This is a genomic window from Pseudomonas sp. ML2-2023-3 (assembly GCF_037055275.1).
Lineage (GTDB): Bacteria > Pseudomonadota > Gammaproteobacteria > Pseudomonadales > Pseudomonadaceae > Aquipseudomonas.
The window spans coordinates 3,534,642-3,554,682 of sequence record NZ_CP146343.1; the positions used below are offsets into that span (position 1 = coordinate 3,534,642).

General features: G+C 59.6%; 17 protein-coding genes. 6 read left to right on the forward strand and 11 right to left on the reverse strand.

Annotated features, from left to right (window positions below):
• Positions 1-71: 71 nt before the first annotated feature.
• The 4 genes from V6P94_RS16205 to V6P94_RS16220 all read left to right on the forward strand — a co-directional run bounded on the left by V6P94_RS16205 (position 72) and on the right by V6P94_RS16220 (position 4,157).
• Positions 72-854: a sugar phosphate isomerase/epimerase gene (locus V6P94_RS16205; RefSeq protein WP_219261841.1), complete on the forward strand. Its 783-nt coding sequence runs from the start codon at positions 72-74 to the stop codon at positions 852-854.
• Positions 847-1,800 carry a sugar kinase gene (locus tag V6P94_RS16210; protein ID WP_338647694.1) on the forward strand — a complete coding sequence of 318 codons (954 nt, stop codon included), beginning with the start codon at positions 847-849 and terminating at the stop codon, positions 1,798-1,800. The genes V6P94_RS16205 and V6P94_RS16210 overlap by 8 nt, the downstream gene beginning before the upstream one ends.
• A 66-nt stretch (positions 1,801-1,866) precedes the next feature.
• Positions 1,867-3,162 carry an MFS transporter gene (locus V6P94_RS16215; protein ID WP_219261840.1) on the forward strand — a complete coding sequence of 432 codons (1,296 nt, stop codon included), beginning with the start codon at positions 1,867-1,869 and terminating at the stop codon, positions 3,160-3,162.
• Positions 3,163-3,182: 20 nt separating this feature from the next.
• Positions 3,183-4,157 carry an NAD(P)-dependent oxidoreductase gene (locus V6P94_RS16220; RefSeq protein ID WP_133078027.1) on the forward strand — a complete coding sequence of 325 codons (975 nt, stop codon included), beginning with the start codon at positions 3,183-3,185 and terminating at the stop codon, positions 4,155-4,157.
• On the opposite strand, the gene V6P94_RS16225 is transcribed toward V6P94_RS16220, so the two are convergent.
• The 4 genes from V6P94_RS16225 to V6P94_RS16240 are packed head-to-tail and all read right to left on the reverse strand — an operon-like array spanning position 4,158 to position 7,936.
• Positions 4,158-5,237 (reverse strand): polyamine ABC transporter substrate-binding protein, encoded by a 1,080-nt coding sequence (locus V6P94_RS16225; RefSeq protein WP_133078026.1) that lies wholly within the window; start codon positions 5,235-5,237, stop codon positions 4,158-4,160.
• Positions 5,238-5,291: 54 nt separating this feature from the next.
• Positions 5,292-5,633, reverse strand: coding sequence for a cupin domain-containing protein (locus V6P94_RS16230; protein ID WP_133078025.1), 342 nt, complete (start codon positions 5,631-5,633; stop codon positions 5,292-5,294).
• 30 nt (positions 5,634-5,663) lie between these two features.
• Entirely contained in the window at positions 5,664-7,070 is a 1,407-nt protein-coding gene (locus tag V6P94_RS16235) for an FAD-dependent oxidoreductase (protein ID WP_326397869.1), read from the reverse strand.
• Between the two features lie 35 nt (positions 7,071-7,105).
• Positions 7,106-7,936: a helix-turn-helix domain-containing protein gene (locus V6P94_RS16240; RefSeq protein ID WP_326397868.1), complete on the reverse strand. Its 831-nt coding sequence runs from the start codon at positions 7,934-7,936 to the stop codon at positions 7,106-7,108.
• Positions 7,937-8,178: 242 nt separating this feature from the next.
• Between V6P94_RS16240 and V6P94_RS16245 the strand changes: the two genes are divergently transcribed.
• Positions 8,179-8,457, forward strand: coding sequence for a DUF1652 domain-containing protein (locus tag V6P94_RS16245; protein ID WP_219261837.1), 279 nt, complete (start codon positions 8,179-8,181; stop codon positions 8,455-8,457).
• 85 nt (positions 8,458-8,542) lie between these two features.
• Here V6P94_RS16245 and ggt read toward each other — a convergent pair whose 3' ends face one another.
• Positions 8,543-10,375: a gamma-glutamyltransferase gene (ggt, locus tag V6P94_RS16250; RefSeq protein ID WP_405046690.1), complete on the reverse strand. Its 1,833-nt coding sequence runs from the start codon at positions 10,373-10,375 to the stop codon at positions 8,543-8,545.
• Positions 10,376-10,705: 330 nt separating this feature from the next.
• Here ggt and V6P94_RS16255 point away from each other — a divergent pair, with 330 nt between their 5' ends.
• Complete coding sequence (locus V6P94_RS16255; RefSeq protein ID WP_133078020.1) at positions 10,706-11,527, forward strand: DeoR/GlpR family DNA-binding transcription regulator; 822 nt, start codon at positions 10,706-10,708, stop codon at positions 11,525-11,527.
• Positions 11,528-11,689: 162 nt separating this feature from the next.
• Here V6P94_RS16255 and otnI read toward each other — a convergent pair whose 3' ends face one another.
• The 6 genes from otnI to V6P94_RS16285 all read right to left on the reverse strand — a co-directional run bounded on the left by otnI (position 11,690) and on the right by V6P94_RS16285 (position 19,921).
• Positions 11,690-12,472, reverse strand: coding sequence for a 2-oxo-tetronate isomerase (gene otnI, locus V6P94_RS16260; protein ID WP_326397867.1), 783 nt, complete (start codon positions 12,470-12,472; stop codon positions 11,690-11,692).
• A gap of 21 nt (positions 12,473-12,493) precedes the next feature.
• Positions 12,494-13,954, reverse strand: coding sequence for an SLC13 family permease (locus V6P94_RS16265; RefSeq protein WP_219261834.1), 1,461 nt, complete (start codon positions 13,952-13,954; stop codon positions 12,494-12,496).
• A 174-nt stretch (positions 13,955-14,128) separates the two neighbouring features.
• Positions 14,129-14,767 (reverse strand): aldolase, encoded by a 639-nt coding sequence (locus tag V6P94_RS16270; RefSeq protein ID WP_219261833.1) that lies wholly within the window; start codon positions 14,765-14,767, stop codon positions 14,129-14,131.
• Positions 14,764-16,056: a 3-oxo-tetronate kinase gene (gene otnK / locus V6P94_RS16275; RefSeq protein WP_338647700.1), complete on the reverse strand. Its 1,293-nt coding sequence runs from the start codon at positions 16,054-16,056 to the stop codon at positions 14,764-14,766. Before otnK ends, V6P94_RS16270 begins: the two co-directional genes overlap by 4 nt.
• A 10-nt stretch (positions 16,057-16,066) precedes the next feature.
• Positions 16,067-16,984: an L-threonate dehydrogenase gene (ltnD, locus tag V6P94_RS16280; RefSeq protein WP_326399070.1), complete on the reverse strand. Its 918-nt coding sequence runs from the start codon at positions 16,982-16,984 to the stop codon at positions 16,067-16,069.
• A gap of 477 nt (positions 16,985-17,461) precedes the next feature.
• Entirely contained in the window at positions 17,462-19,921 is a 2,460-nt protein-coding gene (locus V6P94_RS16285; RefSeq protein ID WP_326397865.1) for a UvrD-helicase domain-containing protein, read from the reverse strand.
• Positions 19,922-20,041 lie beyond the last annotated feature (120 nt).

Sequence of the window (20,041 nt, forward strand, 5' to 3'; positions counted from 1 at the left end):
GGTTACCCATGAACCGGTGACCAGCCGTTTAACGCACAATAAAATGAAACCGGTTTCAGAGATTAATAACAATGACGACATTTCCCGTTTCCATCAGCCTGTCGAGCTACGGCGCCGATCTGGTTCGCCAGCGCGGACAACACAGTTTCATTGAGTTGCTGGCCAATGCTGGCGTGTCCCGCATCGAGCTGCGCGAAGAACTGTTGACCACAGAAGACCCGATCGCCTTTAGCCAGTCCGTACAACAACTGGGGCTGGAGTGCGTATTCTCCTCGCCATTGGAACTGTGGGAAGCCGGGCAATCACGTCCCAATACCCAACTGCTCGCCACCCTGAAGCGGGCCCACGCGTTCGGCGCTCAATGGCTGAAGGTGTCGCTGGGCTATTTCACTGAACACTGTGACATGCAGAACCTCGCAGCCTGCCTGAACCAGCAACCGGTGCGTCTGCTGGTGGAAAACGACCAGACCTCCTACGGCGGGCGCATTGAACCCATGCAGCGCTTTTTCGATCAGGTTGAGCAGCAGCAAGCGCCCATCAGCATGACGTTCGATATCGGCAACTGGCAGTGGCAGGACCAGTCGGCCAGCACCGCTGCCCGCCTGCTGGGCCGCTACGTCACTTACCTGCACTGCAAAGGCGTGGTCCGTCGCCCGGACGGCAAGTTGGTCGCAACGCCACCGACTGCCATCGACTTGCAACAGTGGCAACACCTGATGACCCACATGCCCCACGGCCTGACCCGTGCCATCGAATACCCGCTGCAGGGCGCGGATCTCGACGGTCTGACCCAGGCCCATGTTGCCGTGCTGGCCCGCTTGAGCCAGAAGCAACAGGAGCTGAGCCATGTCTAAGGTTGATGTGTTGTCGTTTGGCGAAACCATGGCCATGCTGGTCGCCGAGCACACCGGTGATCTGGCGCAAGTCGGGCAGTTCCACAAGCGCATCGCCGGGGCTGACAGCAACGTAGCCATCGGCCTTGCCCGGCTGGGTTTCAATGTCACCTGGCTGAGCCGCGTAGGCGCCGACTCCCTGGGGCGTTTTGTACTCGACACGCTGCAAGCCGAAGGCCTGGACTGCCAGCATGTTGAAATCGATCCGCTGAACCCCACCGGCTTTCAGCTCAAGTCTCGCGTCGATGATGGCAGCGACCCACAGGTCGAATACTTCCGTCGCGGCTCGGCCGCCAGTCACCTGAACAGTTCTGCGCTCAATGCGCAGTTGCTCAGTGCCAGGCATTTGCACGCCACCGGCATCCCCCCTGCACTCTCGACGAGCTGCAATGCGTTGTCCTTCGATTTGATGAAGTCGATGCGCGCCGCAGGCAGCAGCGTGTCGTTCGACCCCAATCTGCGACCTTCGCTATGGGCCAGCGAGCAACAGATGATCCGCGACATCAACGCCCTCGCCGCCTGTGCCGACTGGGTACTGCCGGGCCTGAGCGAAGGCCGGATACTGACCGGCTACGACGATCCGGCTGATATTGCCGCGTTCTACCTCGACCAGGGTGCGGAAGCAGTGATCATCAAACTGGGTGCCAAAGGCGCGTTCTATCGCACGGCCCAGGATGAACAATTTATCCCGGCCGTACCCGTGGCCAACGTCATCGACACCGTCGGTGCCGGTGATGGCTTTGCCGTCGGGGTGGTCAGTGCCTTGCTGGAAAACCTCGGATTTGCCCAGGCCGTACAACGGGGCAACTGGATCGGCAGCCGTGCCGTACAGAGCCGTGGCGACATGGAGGGTTTGCCGACCCGTGCCGAACTGAACACCTACAGCGCGCTGCCCGCGTCCCTTTAAACACCGTCATTGGCTTCATTTGTAACCTGCTGCGAAAAAACAAAAACAAGCTCAGGAGCACCCCACATGCAATCGCTAAAACTCGCCGCCCGTCGCTGGTGGTACATCATGCCGATCGTGTTTATCACCTACAGCCTGGCGTACCTTGACCGAGCCAACTACGGCTTCGCCGCTGCCTCCGGGATGGCCGAAGACCTCAATATCACCCCAGGCCTGTCGTCATTGCTGGGCGCGCTGTTCTTCCTGGGGTATTTCTTCTTCCAGGTACCCGGTGCCATCTACGCCCAGAGAAACAGCGTCAAAAAGCTGATTTTTGTCAGCCTGATCCTTTGGGGCAGCCTCGCCACGCTGACCGGCGTGGTCTCCAACGCCTACTGGCTGATCGCTATCCGCTTTATGCTCGGGGTGGTTGAAGCCGCCGTGATGCCGGCGATGCTTGTGTACCTGTGTCATTGGTTCACCCGTGCCGAACGCTCACGCGCCAACACCTTCCTGATCCTGGGTAACCCGGTGACCATGCTCTGGATGTCGGTGGTCTCTGGCTATCTGGTACAGCATTACAGCTGGCGCTGGATGTTTATCGTTGAAGGCCTGCCTGCAGTGTTCTGGGCGTTTATCTGGTGGCGCCTGGCCGATGACCGTCCAAGCGAAGCCAAATGGCTGAGCAACCAGGAGAAAGTGGACCTGCAAAGCGCGCTGGATGCCGAGCAAGTCGGCATGAAGCCGGTGAAAAACTACGCAGCTGCGTTCCGTACACCGGCCGTTATCCTGCTGGCCTTGCAGTTCTTTTGCTGGAGTATCGGCGTGTATGGCTTTGTGCTGTGGCTGCCGTCGATCCTCAAGCAGGGCGCGCAGATGGACATGATCGAAGCGGGCTGGCTTTCTGCCCTGCCGTATCTGGCAGCGGTCATCGCCATGCTGGTGGTGTCCTGGGGCTCGGACAAACTGCAAAAGCGCAAACGCTTTGTCTGGCCGCCGCTGCTGATCGCGTCTATCGCGTTCTACGGATCCTACATGCTGGGCGCCGAACACTTCTGGTGGTCCTACGCATTGCTGGTGATCGCCGGTGGTTGCATGTACGCACCCTATGGCCCGTTTTTCGCCATCATCCCGGAAATCCTGCCCTCCAACGTGGCCGGTGGCGCTATGGCCCTGATTAACAGCATGGGCGCGCTGGGCTCATTTGCAGGCTCGTACCTGGTTGGCTATCTGAACAGCTCCACCGGCTCCACCGGCGCATCCTTCTTGTTGATGAGCGGTGCCCTGATGATTTCGGTGCTCCTGACACTGATGCTCAAACCCGCTGCCAAAGACCCTGCTGCGCCGCACCACAGTACTTCGCAACGCCTGGCCCACTCTTGAATTCAACGTTGGTGATTCCCTTGAAAAAGAATGTCGTGCTCTACAAAGAACTGTCCCAGGCGCTGATGCAGCGCCTTGAAGCCCACGCCAATGTCACGCTGATCGAGCGCCTGGACGCCGACGGCATGAACACATTGCGTGCCGCCCTGCCCCAGGCCCAGGGAATACTGGGGGCAAGCCTGAAGCTGGACGCGCAGTTGCTGGATCTGGCGCCAGATCTTGAAGTGGTGTCCAGCGTCTCGGTGGGTGTCGACAATTACGACATCGATTACCTGACCGAACGTAAAATCCAGCTCACCAATACACCTGACGTGCTCACCGAGACCACCGCAGACACCGGCTTCGCCCTGGTACTGGCCAGCGCCCGCCGCGTGGTGGAACTGGCCAATATGGTGCGTAATGGCCAATGGCAAAAAAACGTCGGCCCCGAGCATTTCGGTACCGACGTGCATGGCAAGACCCTGGGCATTATCGGCATGGGCCGCATTGGTGAAGCCCTGGCCCAACGCGGCCACTTTGGCTTCGGGATGCCGGTGATTTACCACAGCAACTCGCCCAAGCCCGCTGTTGAAGCACGTTTTAACGCGCAATACCGTAGCCTGGATGAGTTGTTGCAGCAAGCCGACTTTATCTGCCTGACCCTGCCCCTGACCGCTCAGACCGAAGGCCTGATCGGTGCCGGGCAATTTGCCCTGATGCGTCCCGAGAGCATCTTTATCAATATCTCGCGGGGCAAGGTGGTGGACGAAGCGGCGCTGATTCATGCCTTGCAAAACGGCCAGATACGGGCTGCCGGGCTTGACGTATTCGAGCGCGAACCGCTGGAGCTGACCTCGCCCTTGCTGAAACTGGATAACGTGGTGGCCACCCCGCATATCGGCTCGGCCACGTTCGAGACCCGCGAAGCAATGGCGCGCTGTGCGGTCGATAATCTGCTGGCGGCATTGGCCGGTGACCGCCCGGCCAACCTGGTTAACCCGCAAGCACTGCGCTAATCACTTGCCGCTTTTGATATTGGTCCAGATACGGGTGCGTACCCGGTCGATATTCAGCGGCATGGCCTCCAGCGCAAACAACGTGTCCATCATTGCAGGGGTTGGATAGACCTTGGTGTCAGCCTTGATTTCAGGGCTGACCAAGGCATCTGCCTGCTCGTTACCATTGGCGTAATGCACATGGTTGGTGATACCGGCCATCACGTCCGGGCGCAGCAGGTAGTTCATAAAGCTATAGGCAGCTTTTTCGTCCGGTGCGTCGCTGGGCATGGCAACCATGTCAAACCAGATGGCGGCACCTTCCTTGGGAATCCTGTAGCCGATTTCGACGCCGTTATTGGCTTCTTTGGCCCGGGTTTCGGCCTGCAGAATGTCTCCCGAAAAGCCGACTGCCACGCAGATATTGCCGTTGGCCAAGTCACTGGTGTACTTCGATGAATGGAAGTAGCTGATATAGGGCCGGACTTTGAGCAGCAACTCTTCAGCCTTCTTGTAGTCGGCCGGGTTCTTGCTGTGATGGGGCAAGCCCAGGTAGTTGAGCGCCGCGGGCAGGATTTCCGGACCATTGTCGAGAATCGCTACGCCACAGGATTTGAGCTTTTCCATGTTTTCGGGCTTGAAGATCAAGTCCCAGGAATCCACCGGCGCATCGTCACCCAACACGGCCTTGACCTTGGCGATGTTGTAGCCAATCCCGGTACTGCCCCACAGATAGGGAAACCCGTGCTCGTTGCCCGGATCATTGACCTGCAGCGCCTTGAGCAGCACCGGGTTGAGGTTCTTCCAGTTCGGCAACTGGCTCTTGTCGAGTTTCTTCAGGGCCTTGCCCTGGATCTGCCGCGCCATGAAGTGGTTGGAGGGAAACACCACGTCATAACCCGATGAGCCCGTCATCAACTTGCCATCCAGCGTCTCGTTGCTGTCGAACACGTCATAGCTGAACGCAATACCGGTATCGCGCTGGAAGTTCTTCATCGTGTCGGGAGCAATGTAGTCCGACCAGTTATAGACCTTCACAGTTTCGGCGGCCTGACACAGCGTACCGGCCAGCATCAGGGGCAACAGGGTCATACGGATCATGATTCGATTCCTTGCATATTTTGGGCAGCTGTTTTTATTGGCAGGTTTCGGCGATCAAAGGATCAATACATAGGTCTTGCGCACGGTTTCCTGGATGTCCCAGATTCCGGTGCTGTTGGCAGGCAACATCAGTGCATCGCCCGCTTCGATTGTCAGGGGTTCACCGTTATCCGGGGTGAAGGTGCAGCGGCCCTGGATAAAGTGACAGAACTCTTGCGCCACGATCTGGCGACGCCAGCGGCCCGGGGTGCATTCCCAGATGCCGGTTTCGACGCCGTCGCTACGTTCGACACAGGTGACTGACGTCACCGCCACCGGCGTACCGAGCGGTACGGCGACGGGGAAAGACTCGTGCAAGGCCACGTGGGCAGTATTTTTGAATTGAGTGATGCTCATGGGATGCTTCCTGTTAAGCGCAAGTGTGGGTTAATGCATGAAACCTTCCATAAACCCGGCCATGCGGCTGGCAAATTGCCGACGCCAGGGCGGGCTGTCCGGATTGGCCAGGGTTTTGTCTTCGTACACAAAGCTGCGAATGATCGCGTTATAGCCCAGCCAGCGGCACGGCTCGGGCTCCCAGGCCTTGAGTGCGCCGAGACCGCCTTCGGTCAACACCCACGGTTGCCTGACCTCAAGAGTGTCGCGCTGCAAAATCAGGTCTGCCAGGGTGCGCCCGCCCAAATGACTGGCGCCTACCCCCTCTCCGCCGTACCCACCGGCCAACGCAATGCCCTGCTGGCGATCACAGAGCATGTGCGGCTGAAACCGTCGCGACATCCCCAGATTGCCGCCCCAGGCGTGAGTGATCTCCACATCTTTAAGCTGCGGGAACAGTTCGCCAAACAGATAGCGACGCAGTTGGACTTCGTCCTTGCTCAGATCAAAGTTCTCGCGCAAGCGCCCGCCAAACTGATAGCCACCCCGGGCCCCGAACACCAGGCGGTTGTCCGCAGTGCGCTGGCCGTAGGTGACTTGACGGCTGCTTTCGCTGAAGGCCTGGCCTCGGGACAGGCCGATGCCGTCCCAAGTGGCTTGCGACAAGGGTTCGGTAGCCACCAGCAGGCTCTGCACAGGCAATTGATAACGCCCAAGAGGGGCCAGGGTGTTGGCGTAGCCTTCCACGGCTGGCACCACCCACCGGCTGCGGACCTGGGCCCTGGCAGTGCGGGCAAAACCTGCGCGCCATTCGGTTACCGGGCTTTGTTCATAAATCTTCACCCCCATGCGCTCAACGGCACGGGCCAGGCCGCGTACCAGTTTGGCAGGGTGAATGGTTGCAATATGGGGTGTGAAAATCCCGCCATAGGGTTTGGCGACGCGGATCTGCTGTTCCAGTTCGGCGGGGCTTAACCAACGGTAGTCGGACTCGTCCAGGCCTTCGGCATAAAGACTCGCCAGATAGCTGCGCAAGCTGGCTTCCTGCTCCGGATAGCGGGCCGCGCAATACAGCCCGCCCCCTTTGCGGTAATCACAGTCGATCCCTTCACGATCAATGACGCTCTTTACTTCATCGGGAATGCCGTGCAGCAAATCGAAGGATTGGCGCCGCTGCTCCACAGACAGGCCTGCGAGCAAGCGGTCTTCACCCAGCAAGTTGCCCATCAACCAGCCACCGTTGCGTCCGGAAGCGCCAAAGCCTGCTGTTTGCGCCTCAACGATGGCGATACTCAGTTCAGGCGCATGGCGTTTGAGGTAGTACGCCGTCCAGAGTCCGGTGTAACCGGCGCCGATAATGACCACATCGACATCCAGGTCGTGCTCAAGGGACGGGCGAGGTACGAGTTCCTCCCCAAGCTGGTCCATCCACAAACTGATTGAGCGCCATGCTGGCATTACCGACTCCACACCGATCCAAGAATGGCTCGATCCTAGTCGTTGGCCTCTGGCGCGTCTTGCGTGCGTGCCCGCAAAGAAATTTGTTTGGCGTAGGCCTTGGGCGATTGCCCGGTGTGCTGGCGAAAACAGCTGTAAAACGCTGATATCGAGTTGAACCCCGCCGAAAAAGCCAGCTCATCGACTTTGACAGGGGTTGCGGCCCCATCCATCGCCGCCAGTACATGGCGCAGCCGTGCCTGGTTCACATAGCGATAAAAGCTGAGCCCCAGCACCTGATTGAGCAGATAGGACATCTGATTGCGGGTGTAGCCGCACGCTTTGGCCACTTGTTGCAGGTCCAGGTCGGGATCGAGCCAGGGTTGCTGGCGTTCGAAATAGGTTTGCAGGTCCTGGGCCATGAAGCTCAATTGCCGGGCCGAAAGCCCAAGGCGGCTGACCGCAGGCCGCAACGATCCCGGACGTGTGCAATGAGCGGCGGCTTCGTGAACCAGAGAGGCGTACTCATTGACCCTCCAGATCAGCCCGTCACGCACGGTAATGGCTTCGCTGGCCCGGAAGGACACCAGGCCCTGGCTGCCGCGCAGGGTCATGCGGTACTGGATAAAGGCGGTATTGCCATCCAGGCGGATACGATCGCTGTGTTCGAGTGCTTCATCCGGTTCTCTGGGCATGGACGACTGCACATACTCGCGCAGTTCATCGAGGGCCATGACCCGATTCTGGAAAAAATCGTTGTAGATCACCTCGGGATGATAAAGCGCCATGACTCCATCAAGGTCCCGATGCTTCCAGCACAGGTGATAACGCATCACGGTTTCGCCAGTGGCGCGGGTGTGCTCGGGGCCGTCGTCTAAGGCTGACATAGAGTGCTCGAAGGCAAAAAACAGAGAGTGCCGAGTTTGTGCGCCGGCTTCAATGGCCTTCGGCAGGAGATAAAAAGCCTAAGTGCATGATTCATATCAAAACCTGAGCACTCAATCGGCTAACGGGCAAAATAAGGCTTATCGCTATCAGTGTTGGATGCTAGCTTTGAGCTCGAAATACGTGCAAACACACGCGGCCAGAATCGTGCCGCAGCCACAACTTGAGCTAAAGGAATTGCTCTATGTACTCGCAGGGAAACATCAATAAAGTCACCTTCCCGAACGCCTGCCAACTGATGCGCTGGCATTTCCATCCGATGGGCTTCGAGGCGACCATGGACGCGCCGAGCAGCATGATCGCCCGACTGTTTGACCGCGCCAGTGGCGAGACCGTGATTGCGATTGCCGGCATCCCCTGCGCCACGGTCATGAGCCTGGGCCAGTTGGGGCACATCATCCAGGTCGTGGAGGACGAACTCGAAAGCTTCGTACCGCCACAGGCCTGGCAGGCGCAGGCCTGATCAGCGCCTGCGCCCGCATCGCGAGCAAGCCCGCTCCCACATTGACTCTGCCATCAAGGGCATCACCAGACCTGTGGGCGCTGGCTCAGTCCCCCAATGCAGTGCCTTCACGGCGAGGATCGGCACCGGCGGCCCAGCCTTGCTTATCGCGAACGATAACCTGGGTGCCACTGGTCATCTCGATGACGGACACATCGTGCCCTCGATCCTTCAACTGCTGCACCAGTGCCGGACTGACAAGGCCGGCCTCGACTTCTGTGCCCACGTTGCGGCTACCAAAGTTGGGAAGATTGATCGCCTGCTGAGGATCGAGTTTCCAGTCCACCAGGCCAATCACCGCCTTGTTCACATACTCGATGATCTGGGAGCCACCCGGAGAACCAATGGTGGCAACCAGCTCGCCACTTTTTCGATCGAATACCAGTGTCGGGGCCATTGAAGAACGAGGTCGCTTGCCCGGCTCGATACGGTTGGCCACCGGCTTGCCGTTTTCCTCAGGGACAAAGGAGAAATCAGTCAGTTGGTTGTTCAAGATAAAGCCGTTGGTCATCACATGTGAGCCAAATGCAGCTTCAACCGAGGTGGTCATCGATATGGCGCCGCCCTGATCGTCAACGGCTGCAATTTGCGAGGTGGAAATACGCAGTGGTGATCGATCCGGTGCCAACGCGAGGTTCATCCCTGCGGGAGTCCCCGCCTGGGCGCGCCCCATGCTTCGCTCGCCAACAAGAGATGCCCTGGCCTGCAAATACGCTTTATCGGTCAGCCCTTTCACATTGACCGGCACGTAGTCGCTATCTGCCAGATACAGCGCCCGGTCGGCGTAAGCAAGACGCTCGGCCTCCGAGATCAGGTGCACGGCGCTAACCGCAGGTTCCAGGCCTGCCCGGGTCTTGCTCGGAACGGGTTGCAGGGTGGCCAGATCCAGCGCTGGCGATTTTTTTTGCAGGGCTTCGAGAATCCCCAGGGTCTGCAGCACGGCAACGCCACCTGAAGACGGCGGCGGCATGCCGCAGACTTGCCACTGTTTATAGTCACCGCACACTGGCTGACGCTCTATGGCCCGGTAACTGCTGATGTCGGACAGGGACAGGGTGCCGGGGTTGGTGTGGGACCTGACCTGATTCACCATCCCCTGCGCCACGGCGCCCTGGTAGAAGGCGTCTGCCCCGCGTGTAGCGATGGCATCCAGGGTCTGGGCCAGCTCAGGGTTTTTAAGCAGTGTGCCGACCGGCAATGGCTGCCCCTGGTCCGTCAGGAAGTACTTGGACATTTGCGGTGAAGCGGCGATGAAGGGGTCGGCGGTGATTTGGGTATGCAGGCGTTTGGAGACAGGAAACCCTTCGCGCGCCAGTTCAATGGCAGGCTGGAACAGGTCACGCCAAGGCAGTTTGCCATGTTGCTGATGGGCCATTTCCAGCGCTCTGAGCACCCCCGGCACGCCCACCGAACGCCCGCCGATCTGGGCCTGCGTAAAAGGGATCGGCTGGCCGTCTTTACCCATGAACATATGGCTGGTGGCACCTGCCGGGGCCGTTTCCCGGCCATCAAAGGCCTGAACCCGCTTGCCGTCCCAGTACACGATGAACGCACCGCCGCCGATGCCGCTTGCCTGGGGCTCTACCAGTGCGAGCACGGCTTGCATGGCGATGGCCGCATCAATTGCCGATCCACCCTTGCGCAGCATCTGCTGCCCTGCAGCGGTTGCCAATGGATTGGCTGCCGCGGCCATGTGACGGGTTGCATGCACGGGGGCCATGCCAGCCCGAAAGCCCGAGGAAATCTCGGGTGCAGGGGGCAATTCGGAGGCTTTATCAGGTGGCTGGTATCCGCTGCTGCAGCCCCCGATCAAGAGGGCAAGGGCCGATAAACCAATAGCACGGGCGTGGTTGTTTTTGGCAAGCAGGGTATTGATCAAAAGAAGTTCCTTCACTTTTTTGTTTTACGGACATCACTCATTAAACAGGCCTGTCGCGAATTGGTGACCCGCGCAGTGTATCTATACGTACTGAAACGTAGTGGCCACTTTTGCCTGAAACGTTGCAACAATCACTGACAGGCATTCTTGACCGTCGAGCCATCCAGAGCAATTTTCCCGGCCTGGAGGATAAAAACCATGTCCTTGATTCGTCATTATCTCCCTGTAAATCCACACCTTCATTGAGCCCTGGCACTACTGATCAGGCAGCGGATTCGCTACTATGCACGCACATGCGAAACACGCAGCCCTACCCCCTTGGAGCACCGAATGCCCAGCCAAAAGGACACCGCAGCCCCAAGCACCGCACCGGTGATTCCTGACCAGCGCCGCGAGCTGATCCTGCGACAATTGCGCAAGCACCAGATACTGAGTGTCCATCAGTTGATGGAGATGTTCGACTGCTCGCACATGACCGTACGCCGCGATATCGCCTTGCTGGAGCAAGAGGGGCGCGCCTATTCGGTAACGGGTGGTGTACGGATTGCCAGCCAACTGCACAGCGAGCCCAGTCATCAGCTCAAGGCAGTGGTCGAGTTGCCGCAAAAGCAAGCCATGGCCAGGCTCGCGTCCCGACTTCTGCATGCCGACATGACGGTGTACCTGGATGCCGGTACCAGCACGCTGGAAATTGTGCCCTATGTGAAGGCACTGACGGGCATGACCGTAGTGACCAACGATTTTGGCGTGGTTCAAGCCTTGCTGGACGCCCCCCAGGTGACGGTCATTCATACCGGCGGGCAGCTTGATCACTCCAACCATTCCTGTGTCGGCAACCTGGCCGTCGCGACCTTGCGCCAGATAGTCACGGACGTCGCCTTTATTTCCACCAGTTCCTGGGATTTGCGCCGCGGCATCACCACCCCTTCGGCGTTGAAGGTGGAGGTCAAGCAGGTGGCGATGCATTCAGCCTCGCAAGTGGTGCTGATCGCCAGCAGCTCCAAGTACGGCACGTTCAGCATGTACAAGATCGCGGGGCTTGAGCAGTTCGACATCATCATCAGCGATGATGCCCTTGCGGCCGCGGCAGCCGACGGGATTCGCAAGCAGGGTATCGAACTCTTGTTACCGGGCGATCAAAAGCCGGCCTGACAAACAGCGCCGGTACTGGCTGCAATTGTAATTGTGGGCGCGGGCTTGCTCGCGATGGTCTTCAGAGGGGCGCATTGACTCAGTCAATACGCGTCATCGTTAACGATCATCGCGAGCAAGCCCGCTCCCACAGCGGCAGAAATCACTTGAGTGAACGCCTGATCAGCGTGCCCTCCACTCCCGTAACCACTGCAGCCCCGCCGAAGTGTCTCCCTTGGGGCGGTACTCGCAGCCGACCCAGCCGTCATAGCCCAACTCGTCCATCAGGTCGAACAGGAACGGGTAATTGAGCTCCCCCAAATCGGGCTCATGACGATCAGGCACACCTGCAATCTGAATGTGACCGATCCCGTCAAAGTCGCGACGAAGCTTGGTGGCCAGGTCCCCTTCCACTATCTGGCAGTGATAGCAGTCGAACTGAACCTTGAGATTGGCCGCGCCCACCTCCTTGCAAATGGCGTGGGCCTGATCCTGGCGGTTGAGGAAAAACCCGGGCATGTCTCGCGTATTGATCGGCTCCAGCAACACGGTGATGCCCGCCTGGCTCGCTTGAGCCGTCGCGTACGAGAGGTTTTCCAGGTACACGCCATGGTGGCGTGCACGCTCGGCTGGCGAAGGCAGCAACCCCGCCATCACATGGATACGGCTGTTGCCCAGGACTGCGGCGTACTCCAGCGCGCGGTCGAAGCCCGAGCGAAACTCATGTTCGCGGCCCGGCAAGGTTGCAATGCCCCGCTCTCCCGCCGCCCAGTCTCCGGGCGGCGCGTTGAACATGGCCTGGACCAGGCCGTTGTCGCTCAGGCGCTGCTTGAGCTCCTGGGCGCTGTAGTCGTAAGGAAACAGATACTCCACCGCTTCAAAACCATCAGCCGCCGCCGCGGCGAAACGATCCAGAAAAGCGTGCTCCGGGTACAGCATGCTGAGGTTGGCAGCAAAACGAGGCATGTTAACTCCTTGGGAAATGGGTCAGACAAATGGCCAGATCACCAGCGTGATCAAGAAGCCGAGCGTGCCCAGCAACGTGGTGATCACGGTCCAGGTGCGCAAACCGTCCGCGACGTTGAGCCCGGCCAGTTTCGTGAAAATCCAGTAGCCCGCGTCGTTGATGTGCGACATGGCCAACCCGCCACCGCCCATGGCCAGGCACAGCAGCGCCATGTGGTTGGGCGTCAGGTCAAGGGTGACGATCAGCGGGCTGATGATACCTGCGGTAGTCACCAGCGCCACAGTGGTCGAACCTTGTACCGCACGCAGCAACATGGTCAGCAGGAACCCCAGGGCCAGCACGGGCAACCCTGTGGTACGCAACATGTCGGAGACCACCGCGCCGATCCCGGTGTCGACCAGCACCTTGCCGAATACACCCCCTGCACCGGCAATCAGGATGACCATGGCCACGCCAGGCAGGGCCGAACCGATGACATCAGAAACCTGGGTGCGGCTCCAGCCACGGCGCGAGCCGAGCAGCCAGGCACACAGCAAGGTGTCCAGCAACAGCGCCACCAGCGGTGCGCCGAGCACGGTCATGATCCCGCGCAAGGTCGATTCCGGGGGCAGCAACGAGTTAGCCAGAGTGCCCAGCAGGATCAGCACGATGGGAAACAGGATCAGGCCTGAAATCAGTGCAAAGCCGGGCGGCGGTGCCGGCGGCAGCCTGGAAACGATACTGCTGGTGGATTCCTCCAGCCCCATGTGGGTCTCGGCGACAGCCGCTTTTACCGTGTCGGTTGACTGGCCATTGGTCCATGCCGCCAAGTCTTCGTTGGTCACATGCGGGCCATAGACTTCAGCGCGAATGTCATCGCTCATCGGGTAGAAGCGGCGCGTCATGCGCCCGGCCACCCGGTAGCCGACGTAGCACAGGAAGGCCGTGATCGGCAGACCGAACATCAGCACACGACCGAGGTCAGCCCCCAGCTGGCTTGCCGCCGCGACAGCGCCCGGATGGGGTGGCAAAAAAGCATGCACGGTGAGCAGCGCCGCGCACATCGGCAACGCAAACACCAACAGCGGTTTACGAGCTCTGCGCGCCACTCCGTAAGCCAGCGGCATCAGAATGATCACCCCGACCTCGAAGAACACCGGTACACCAATGATAAAACCGGCAACCGTCAGCGCCAACGGCGTGCGACGGTTGCCGAAGCGCTCCATCAACGTCTTGGCCAGTGCCTCGGCACCGCCGGAAAGCTCGATGATCCGTCCGATCATTGCGCCCAGCGCGATGATGATCGCAATGTGACCAAGGGTCTTGCCCATGCCGCCTTCGATGGTTGCCACCAGATCCGCCGGTTTCACCCCGGCCACCAATGCCACCAGAATGCTGACCAGCATCAGGGCCACGAAAGGTTGAAACTTGTACTTGAGCACCAGGAACAGCAACAGCGCGATCCCGGCTCCGGCAGTCAACATCAGAATGAACGGGCTCATGACTGCCGCGCTCCAGGTTGAACGAAGGGTGGGCGAATGCCACTTAAAACATGAGTGATACGGTGATCGTATGCCATGAGGTCAGTCCTGTTGTTATTGTTTTCAGGCAAGCCGCTCCCCACAGGAGTAGCACTGCTGCTCCCGGGCATAGCCTGCATTAGCGGTGTATCGGCCCTACCAGTGAACGTTGAACGCTTCTCGCAATTCATCCAGGGCGAGTTGATCCAGCGGCTGCGGACGCGGGTCGCTCATCAGCCACAGTCGTGCCGTTTCCTCGAGCTCCTCCAGGGCATAACTGGCCTTGGATACGGAGCTCTCCCAGACCACCGGGCCGAGCCGTTCGAGCATCACGCCCCGCACGCTGTTGGCGAGTTGCGCGACTTGCTCGGCCACCTTTGGGGAGCCCGGCCGTTGATAACCGATCAATGGGATGTGCCCGACCTTCATCACCTGGTAAGGCGTCAACGGCGGCAGAATGTCATCCGGTTGCCATACCCCGGCCAGGGTTAATGCCACCAGATGGGTGGAATGGGTATGCACCACACCACCGACGCCTGGATTGCGGTCATAGACCTGACGATGCAGGGCCAGGGTTTTCGACGGCTTGTCACCGGACACCCACTCTCCCGCGAGGTTGACCTTGGCGATGGCCGCTGGATCAAGACGACCCAGGCAGGCATCGGTGGGGGTAATCAGCCACCCATCGTCAAGACGGGCGCTGATATTGCCAGCGCTGCCCACGGTGTAGCCGCGCTGATACAGGCTGCGACCCACGTCGCAAATTTCCTCGCGCAATGCGGCTTCGCGACTCATTGCGCACCTCCGGCCAGTTGCTTCAAAGCCTTGTCGAAAAATTCCCGGCAACCAAAATTGCCTGACTTGAGCGCAAGCGCCAAAGGCTCATCGGTGCTGCTGACCGTGGCAGGCACGCCCGGATCGATCTGCGCCCCGATCTGCAACAGTTGCACCCCCAACGCCTGCACCACCGCGCCCGAGGTTTCACCGCCTGCGATCACGAAGCGACGCACGCCAGTACTCAGCAGACCTTTGGCAATGTCGCCAAAGGCGCGCTCTACCAGGCTGCCAGCCTGCTCGACACCCAGTTGCTGTTGCACCGACTTGACCTCGTCCGGCGAGCTGGTGGCATAGATCAATACGGTCTGCCCGTGTTCCCTGGCGAAAGCCAGCGCCTGGGCAACAACCGGCTCTCCGGCTGCCAGGGCCAACGGGTCAATGCGCAAGGCCGGTCGGCCAGACTCAAGCCACGCAGCAACTTGCCCATTGGTCGCGACAGAGGCACTCCCCGCCAGGACCACTTCCCCTCCCGAAACCGTGGGCAAGGACGACGCATCCAGCTGCCTCAGCTTGCCTGCGCGACGGAAGTTTTCCGGCAGCCCCAGCGCCAGACCCGAACCACCGGTCAGCAGAGGCAGGTCGGCACAGGCCGTGCCCAGGGTGTAAAGGTCCTCATCGCTCAATGCATCGGCGATGGCCATGCCAATACCTTGCGCCCGCAATTCGGCGATTTTTCCGCGTACGTGTTCAGCGCCCAGTGCAATGCTGTCGTAGCGCAGCAACCCGACCTTCAGGGTGGTCTGGGATTGCAGGACACGTACCAGATTGGCATCGGTCATGGGCGTCAGCGGATGGTGCTGCATCCCCGACTCACTGAGCAGTTGATCCTGCACAAACAAGTGGCCACGAAAGATGGTTCGCCCGTTCTCCGGGAATGCCGGACAGGCCAGGGTGAAATCACTGCCCAGCGCCTCGAGCAATGCTTCGCTGACCTGGCCGATGTTCCCGGCGGCTGTGGAGTCGAACGTGGAGCAATACTTGAAGAAAATCTGCTCGCAACCTTGCTCTCGCAACCAGTTCAACGCCGCCAGGGATTCTGCGACAGCGTCTTGGGTCGGCATGGTGCGGGATTTCAGTGCGATCACAATGGCATCGGCGTCGAACCCGGCGGCGACTTCGCTACCGGGAATGCCAATGCTTTGCACCGTGCGCATGCCACCGCGTACCAGCATATTGGCCAGATCCGTGGCGCCAGTGAAGTCATCGGCGATGCACCCCAGCAACGGGCGGGCGATGGAAGTAGTCATGACGCGGCCCTCAAACGGATTCAGGTTTGGCTTTCGGAAGCTCAATGCCCGGGAAGATCTTGATCACGGCCGAGTCATCCTCGCGGCCAAAACCCGCGCTGGAAGCTTGCATGAACATCTGATGTGCCGTTGCCGATAACGGCAGCGGAAACTTGCTGGCCCGCGCGGTATCGAGAACCAGGCCCAGATCCTTGACGAAAATATCGACGGCGGACAAAGGCGTGTAGTCCGCCTTGAGAATGTGCGGCACGCGGTTTTCGAACATCCACGAATTACCGGCGCTGTGGGTGATCACTTCATACAGCGCATCGGCATCCACCCCTTCGCGCAACCCCAGGGCCATCGCCTCTGCGGAAGCGGCGATGTGCACGCCGGCCAGCAATTGATTGATGATTTTGACCTTGGAACCCAGGCCATGAACATCACCCAGGCGATAGACCTTACCGGCCATGCCTGCCAGGATCCCATCGGCCCTGGCGTAGGCCGGAGCCGGGCCGGACGTCATCATGGTCATCTCGCCCGCCGCAGCCTTGGCGGCGCCACCGGAGATCGGCGCATCCAGATACAGCAAGCCTTTCTCATCCAGGCGTTGCCCCAGTTCCACAGCGTAGGTCGGCGCGACAGTGGCACAGCCAATCACCAGACTCCCCGGGCGCAATGCAGCCACGGCGCCACCTTCACCGAACAACACGGTTTCGGTCTGCTCGGCATTCACCACAACGGTGATGATCACATCACACTCACCGGCCATGTGAGCCGGTGAAGTGCAGGCCACACCGCCTTCGCTGGCAAATTGCGTGGTGACGGCTTCGCGCACGTCACAGGCATGCACGTTGAAGCCGCTGCGCAACAGCGAACGGGCTATGCCCAGTCCCATCGCGCCCAGACCGATAACGCCGACATTCTTGTTATTCATGGGGTACTCCAGAGAAAAGCTGCGGGCACGGCCTGACCGCAAAGGTGCAGGGCATTGTCCACGTGTGCAGAGAGGGGAAAGACTGGATCGATGGTGATGGCGGTGCCAGCCACAGAAGAAGTGGCGACAAGGCGGCTGGGCGTAGTCTCGAACATCGTCGCAATCCTGTTTTATGTTGTTTTCAGGTTGTCATGCGGATTGAGCAGATAATCCACCAATGATCAGATTATGTGAAGTTATTTTTTCATCTAACATTTTTTAACATTGCCGAATAACACAGCCCCACACCAGGCACACTCAGTCACTTGATGTTTTCGGATGGCATCGCACACAAGACAACGGTCGAAGGACACGGAATGGCGGACACGCAGAAACGTGGGCTCGATGTTGCTGAGCCCTACTCATTCGAGTGCGGTCATTCGGGTGCGGTGATGCCATCCAGGGCGGATGGCAGATGGACGGCCTTGCCGTTTCGACGTTTGCTGAAGATTACGCCCGCAAATCCTCAAAAAACGCCTTGCCTTGAGGCACACGATCAGAGGCCTTGGGGACATTCGGTCCCTGGGCATCCTGATTTTCCAGATACCAATAGCAGTGCTTGACCGCCCGGGTGATGCCTACATAGGCCAGCCGCAGAATTTCGTCTTTCTGGGCGCTGTCATAAGGCTCAGGGTCTGCGTCCTTGCCCAGGCCAGCCATGCGATACACCTGATTCTTGTAGGGCGAAGACGTCAGGTGCTGGCAGTCACCCAGCAAGAAAACGGCGTCCGCCTGCAATCCCTTGGAGCTGTGATAGGTCAGTTGCTTAAGCCTGCGATCCTCAGGCGCCAACCTTGAATCAACATTAACTACAGACTGAATATTCTTTTCTATCAATAGCTTATCGCTACTTTTTCGATACAACATCAAGATGCTGTCACCGGCGTTGTAATGCTCGATCAGGCGCGCAGCCAACCCCTGATCGTCGCGATGCAGCACATTGACCGGAACTGGCGTCTTGGGCTCGCCACTGGCCTTGGCCTTTTTGCCGGCAATGGAGGGCGCCGCGCGCACAATATGCTCGGCCGCATCGATGATGTGCTGATGACTGCGGAAGTTGTCGCTGAGCATCACCCGCGTGGTCGCGGGCGACGGGAATTCCTTGTTGAACTCCATGAAGTATTTGGGCGAGCTGCCTCGCCAGCCGTAGATCGATTGCCAGTCATCCCCGACACACAGCAGCGATGAGCGCTGGGCCCCGCGCCCCACATGCATCGCCGGTCCACGACTGCGGATTTCGCGCAAGCTGGCGCGCAACCAGGACACGATCTGCGGCGAGACGTCCTGAAACTCATCGATCATCAGATGGGACAGCGGGCGCAGTTGCTCATGGCTCAGCAGCTTGAAATTCTGCGGGGTATTTTCGCCAAACAGGGAGAACATGCGGTTGTAAGTCATGACCGGGGGCGTCTGGGCCAGCAGATGATCCTCCAGCGCCCGCCAGTACAGGCTCAAGGCCTCAAAGAAGAAACGGTCCGGGTCTTCCTTGGCAAAGCGCATATCGCCCACCGCCGCCGCCACGTCGAGCCCCAGGTTCTCGATAAAGCTTGCCGCCGCGACAAAACTGTCGAGCAGCGGCGCTGAACCCAACTCACCCTTGAGCTTGTAATCAAAGCCCGGGCCTGCGCTGGCATCACCCGCCATTGAACTGATAACACGCTTGGCAGAGTCATAGCTATCTAGCCAAATCAATGGCTTACCGCAGAAAGCTCGAAACAGAGTGCGCTTTACTGCCCACTCGGCACGCACACTGAGCCGGGCACCTGGACGGCAAATCTGCGGATTCTCCCGAGGATCGAAGCCCAGCACTACCCAGGCATCCAGCTCGGCAATGTAACCGTGGCAATGGAACTGCGAGCCATTGATCTCGACGGTTTCGCGATTGGGCTCGATACCTTTGATCGGCCACGCACCGGCGGCAAACCACAAGTCTTCCAGGGTGTCGCAGAGTTCTTCATCGCGCTTGGCGGCCAGCTCGGTCACGGCCATGCGCTTTTGCACTTCAGGATGGTCGCGCTCCAGCTCCTTGAGCTGCAAGGCATGCATGCGCAGAGGTGCCAGGGTCTGGCGAAAGCGCTCATCGCGGGTGTACAGCCCGTGGTAGCAGGCATTGAGCTGCTGACGCTGGGCATCGTTGATGCGCAGGTCAAACGGGTTGCTGTCGGCATCTTCATCGCTGAGCAGGCTACGGGTGTTCAGGGTCTCGAAGGCCTGCAAGCGGGAATAGCCGGGCAAGCTGCGCACCATGGGCAAAATCCGCGAGTGAAAGGTGCGCACTACATCCCGGGCTTCCTTGAGCGACAGGGTGCGGCCCCACAAGGCAAAAATCTCTTGCAGCTTCTTGATGAAATCCTTGCGCGATTCGCGGGTAAAGGTCACGACGGTCATCGAATCGAGCTCAAAACCCAGGTAGTGGGTCAGCAGCAGGATCCGCAACACCAGCGACGTCGACTTCCCTGCCCCGGCACCCGCGACCACGGAGGTGGATGGTGTATCGCTGAAGATCATCTTCCACTGTGCGGCACTGGGCTGAGCGTGCTCGGGCAGGATGGCGGCAACATCCGCCTTGATCTGCTTTTTCAGTTCTGGCCCCAGCGGCAGCCGCCAGTCATCGAACAGGTTGTCATCGATACCGGGCGCCCGCAGCTCCTGCGGGCGCGTGTCACTGATAAACAGCACCTGACGGCCCTCTTCCAGGCCTTCGGCATGACCCTCTGAAAAGCCGTAATCGACCCCGGCACTGTGCCCGCTGCGAAACCCGTCCGCCTGGCCTTGCAACCAGGACGCAGCATGTTGTGCCCGCAAACGGTTCAAACCACTGCCAAATAATCGCGCAGCCAGGCGCTTGAACAATGGCAATTGGGTAATGGGGGCAAGTTCTTCAGGCAGTTCGGGGGTGTGTTGCGGCACGCTGACTCCAGGGTGTGAGGCTGTCCGGGCGGATGGGCTATGGTCGCCCCATTGCGCACAGAGATCTAGCTAATTGCTTGAGCATCAGCCGTTTAGGGCAGGCAGTGAAGGTAAAGCCTA

Excerpts from the sequence above, each read along its gene's own strand:
- V6P94_RS16205 (WP_219261841.1), top strand. The coding sequence starts at position 72 with ATGACGACATTTCCCGTTTCCATCAGCCTGTCGAGCTACGGCGCCGAT.
- V6P94_RS16210 (WP_338647694.1), top strand. The coding sequence starts at position 847 with ATGTCTAAGGTTGATGTGTTGTCGTTTGGCGAAACCATGGCCATGCTG.
- V6P94_RS16215 (WP_219261840.1), top strand. The coding sequence starts at position 1,867 with ATGCAATCGCTAAAACTCGCCGCCCGTCGCTGGTGGTACATCATGCCG.
- V6P94_RS16225 (WP_133078026.1), bottom strand. The coding sequence starts at position 5,237 with ATGATCCGTATGACCCTGTTGCCCCTGATGCTGGCCGGTACGCTGTGT.
- V6P94_RS16230 (WP_133078025.1), bottom strand. The coding sequence starts at position 5,633 with ATGAGCATCACTCAATTCAAAAATACTGCCCACGTGGCCTTGCACGAG.
- V6P94_RS16235 (WP_326397869.1), bottom strand. The coding sequence starts at position 7,070 with ATGCCAGCATGGCGCTCAATCAGTTTGTGGATGGACCAGCTTGGGGAG.
- V6P94_RS16240 (WP_326397868.1), bottom strand. The coding sequence starts at position 7,936 with ATGTCAGCCTTAGACGACGGCCCCGAGCACACCCGCGCCACTGGCGAA.
- V6P94_RS16245 (WP_219261837.1), top strand. The coding sequence starts at position 8,179 with ATGTACTCGCAGGGAAACATCAATAAAGTCACCTTCCCGAACGCCTGC.
- V6P94_RS16255 (WP_133078020.1), top strand. The coding sequence starts at position 10,706 with ATGCCCAGCCAAAAGGACACCGCAGCCCCAAGCACCGCACCGGTGATT.
- otnI (WP_326397867.1), bottom strand. The coding sequence starts at position 12,472 with ATGCCTCGTTTTGCTGCCAACCTCAGCATGCTGTACCCGGAGCACGCT.
- V6P94_RS16265 (WP_219261834.1), bottom strand. The coding sequence starts at position 13,954 with ATGAGCCCGTTCATTCTGATGTTGACTGCCGGAGCCGGGATCGCGCTG.
- V6P94_RS16270 (WP_219261833.1), bottom strand. The coding sequence starts at position 14,767 with ATGAGTCGCGAAGCCGCATTGCGCGAGGAAATTTGCGACGTGGGTCGC.
- otnK (WP_338647700.1), bottom strand. The coding sequence starts at position 16,056 with ATGACTACTTCCATCGCCCGCCCGTTGCTGGGGTGCATCGCCGATGAC.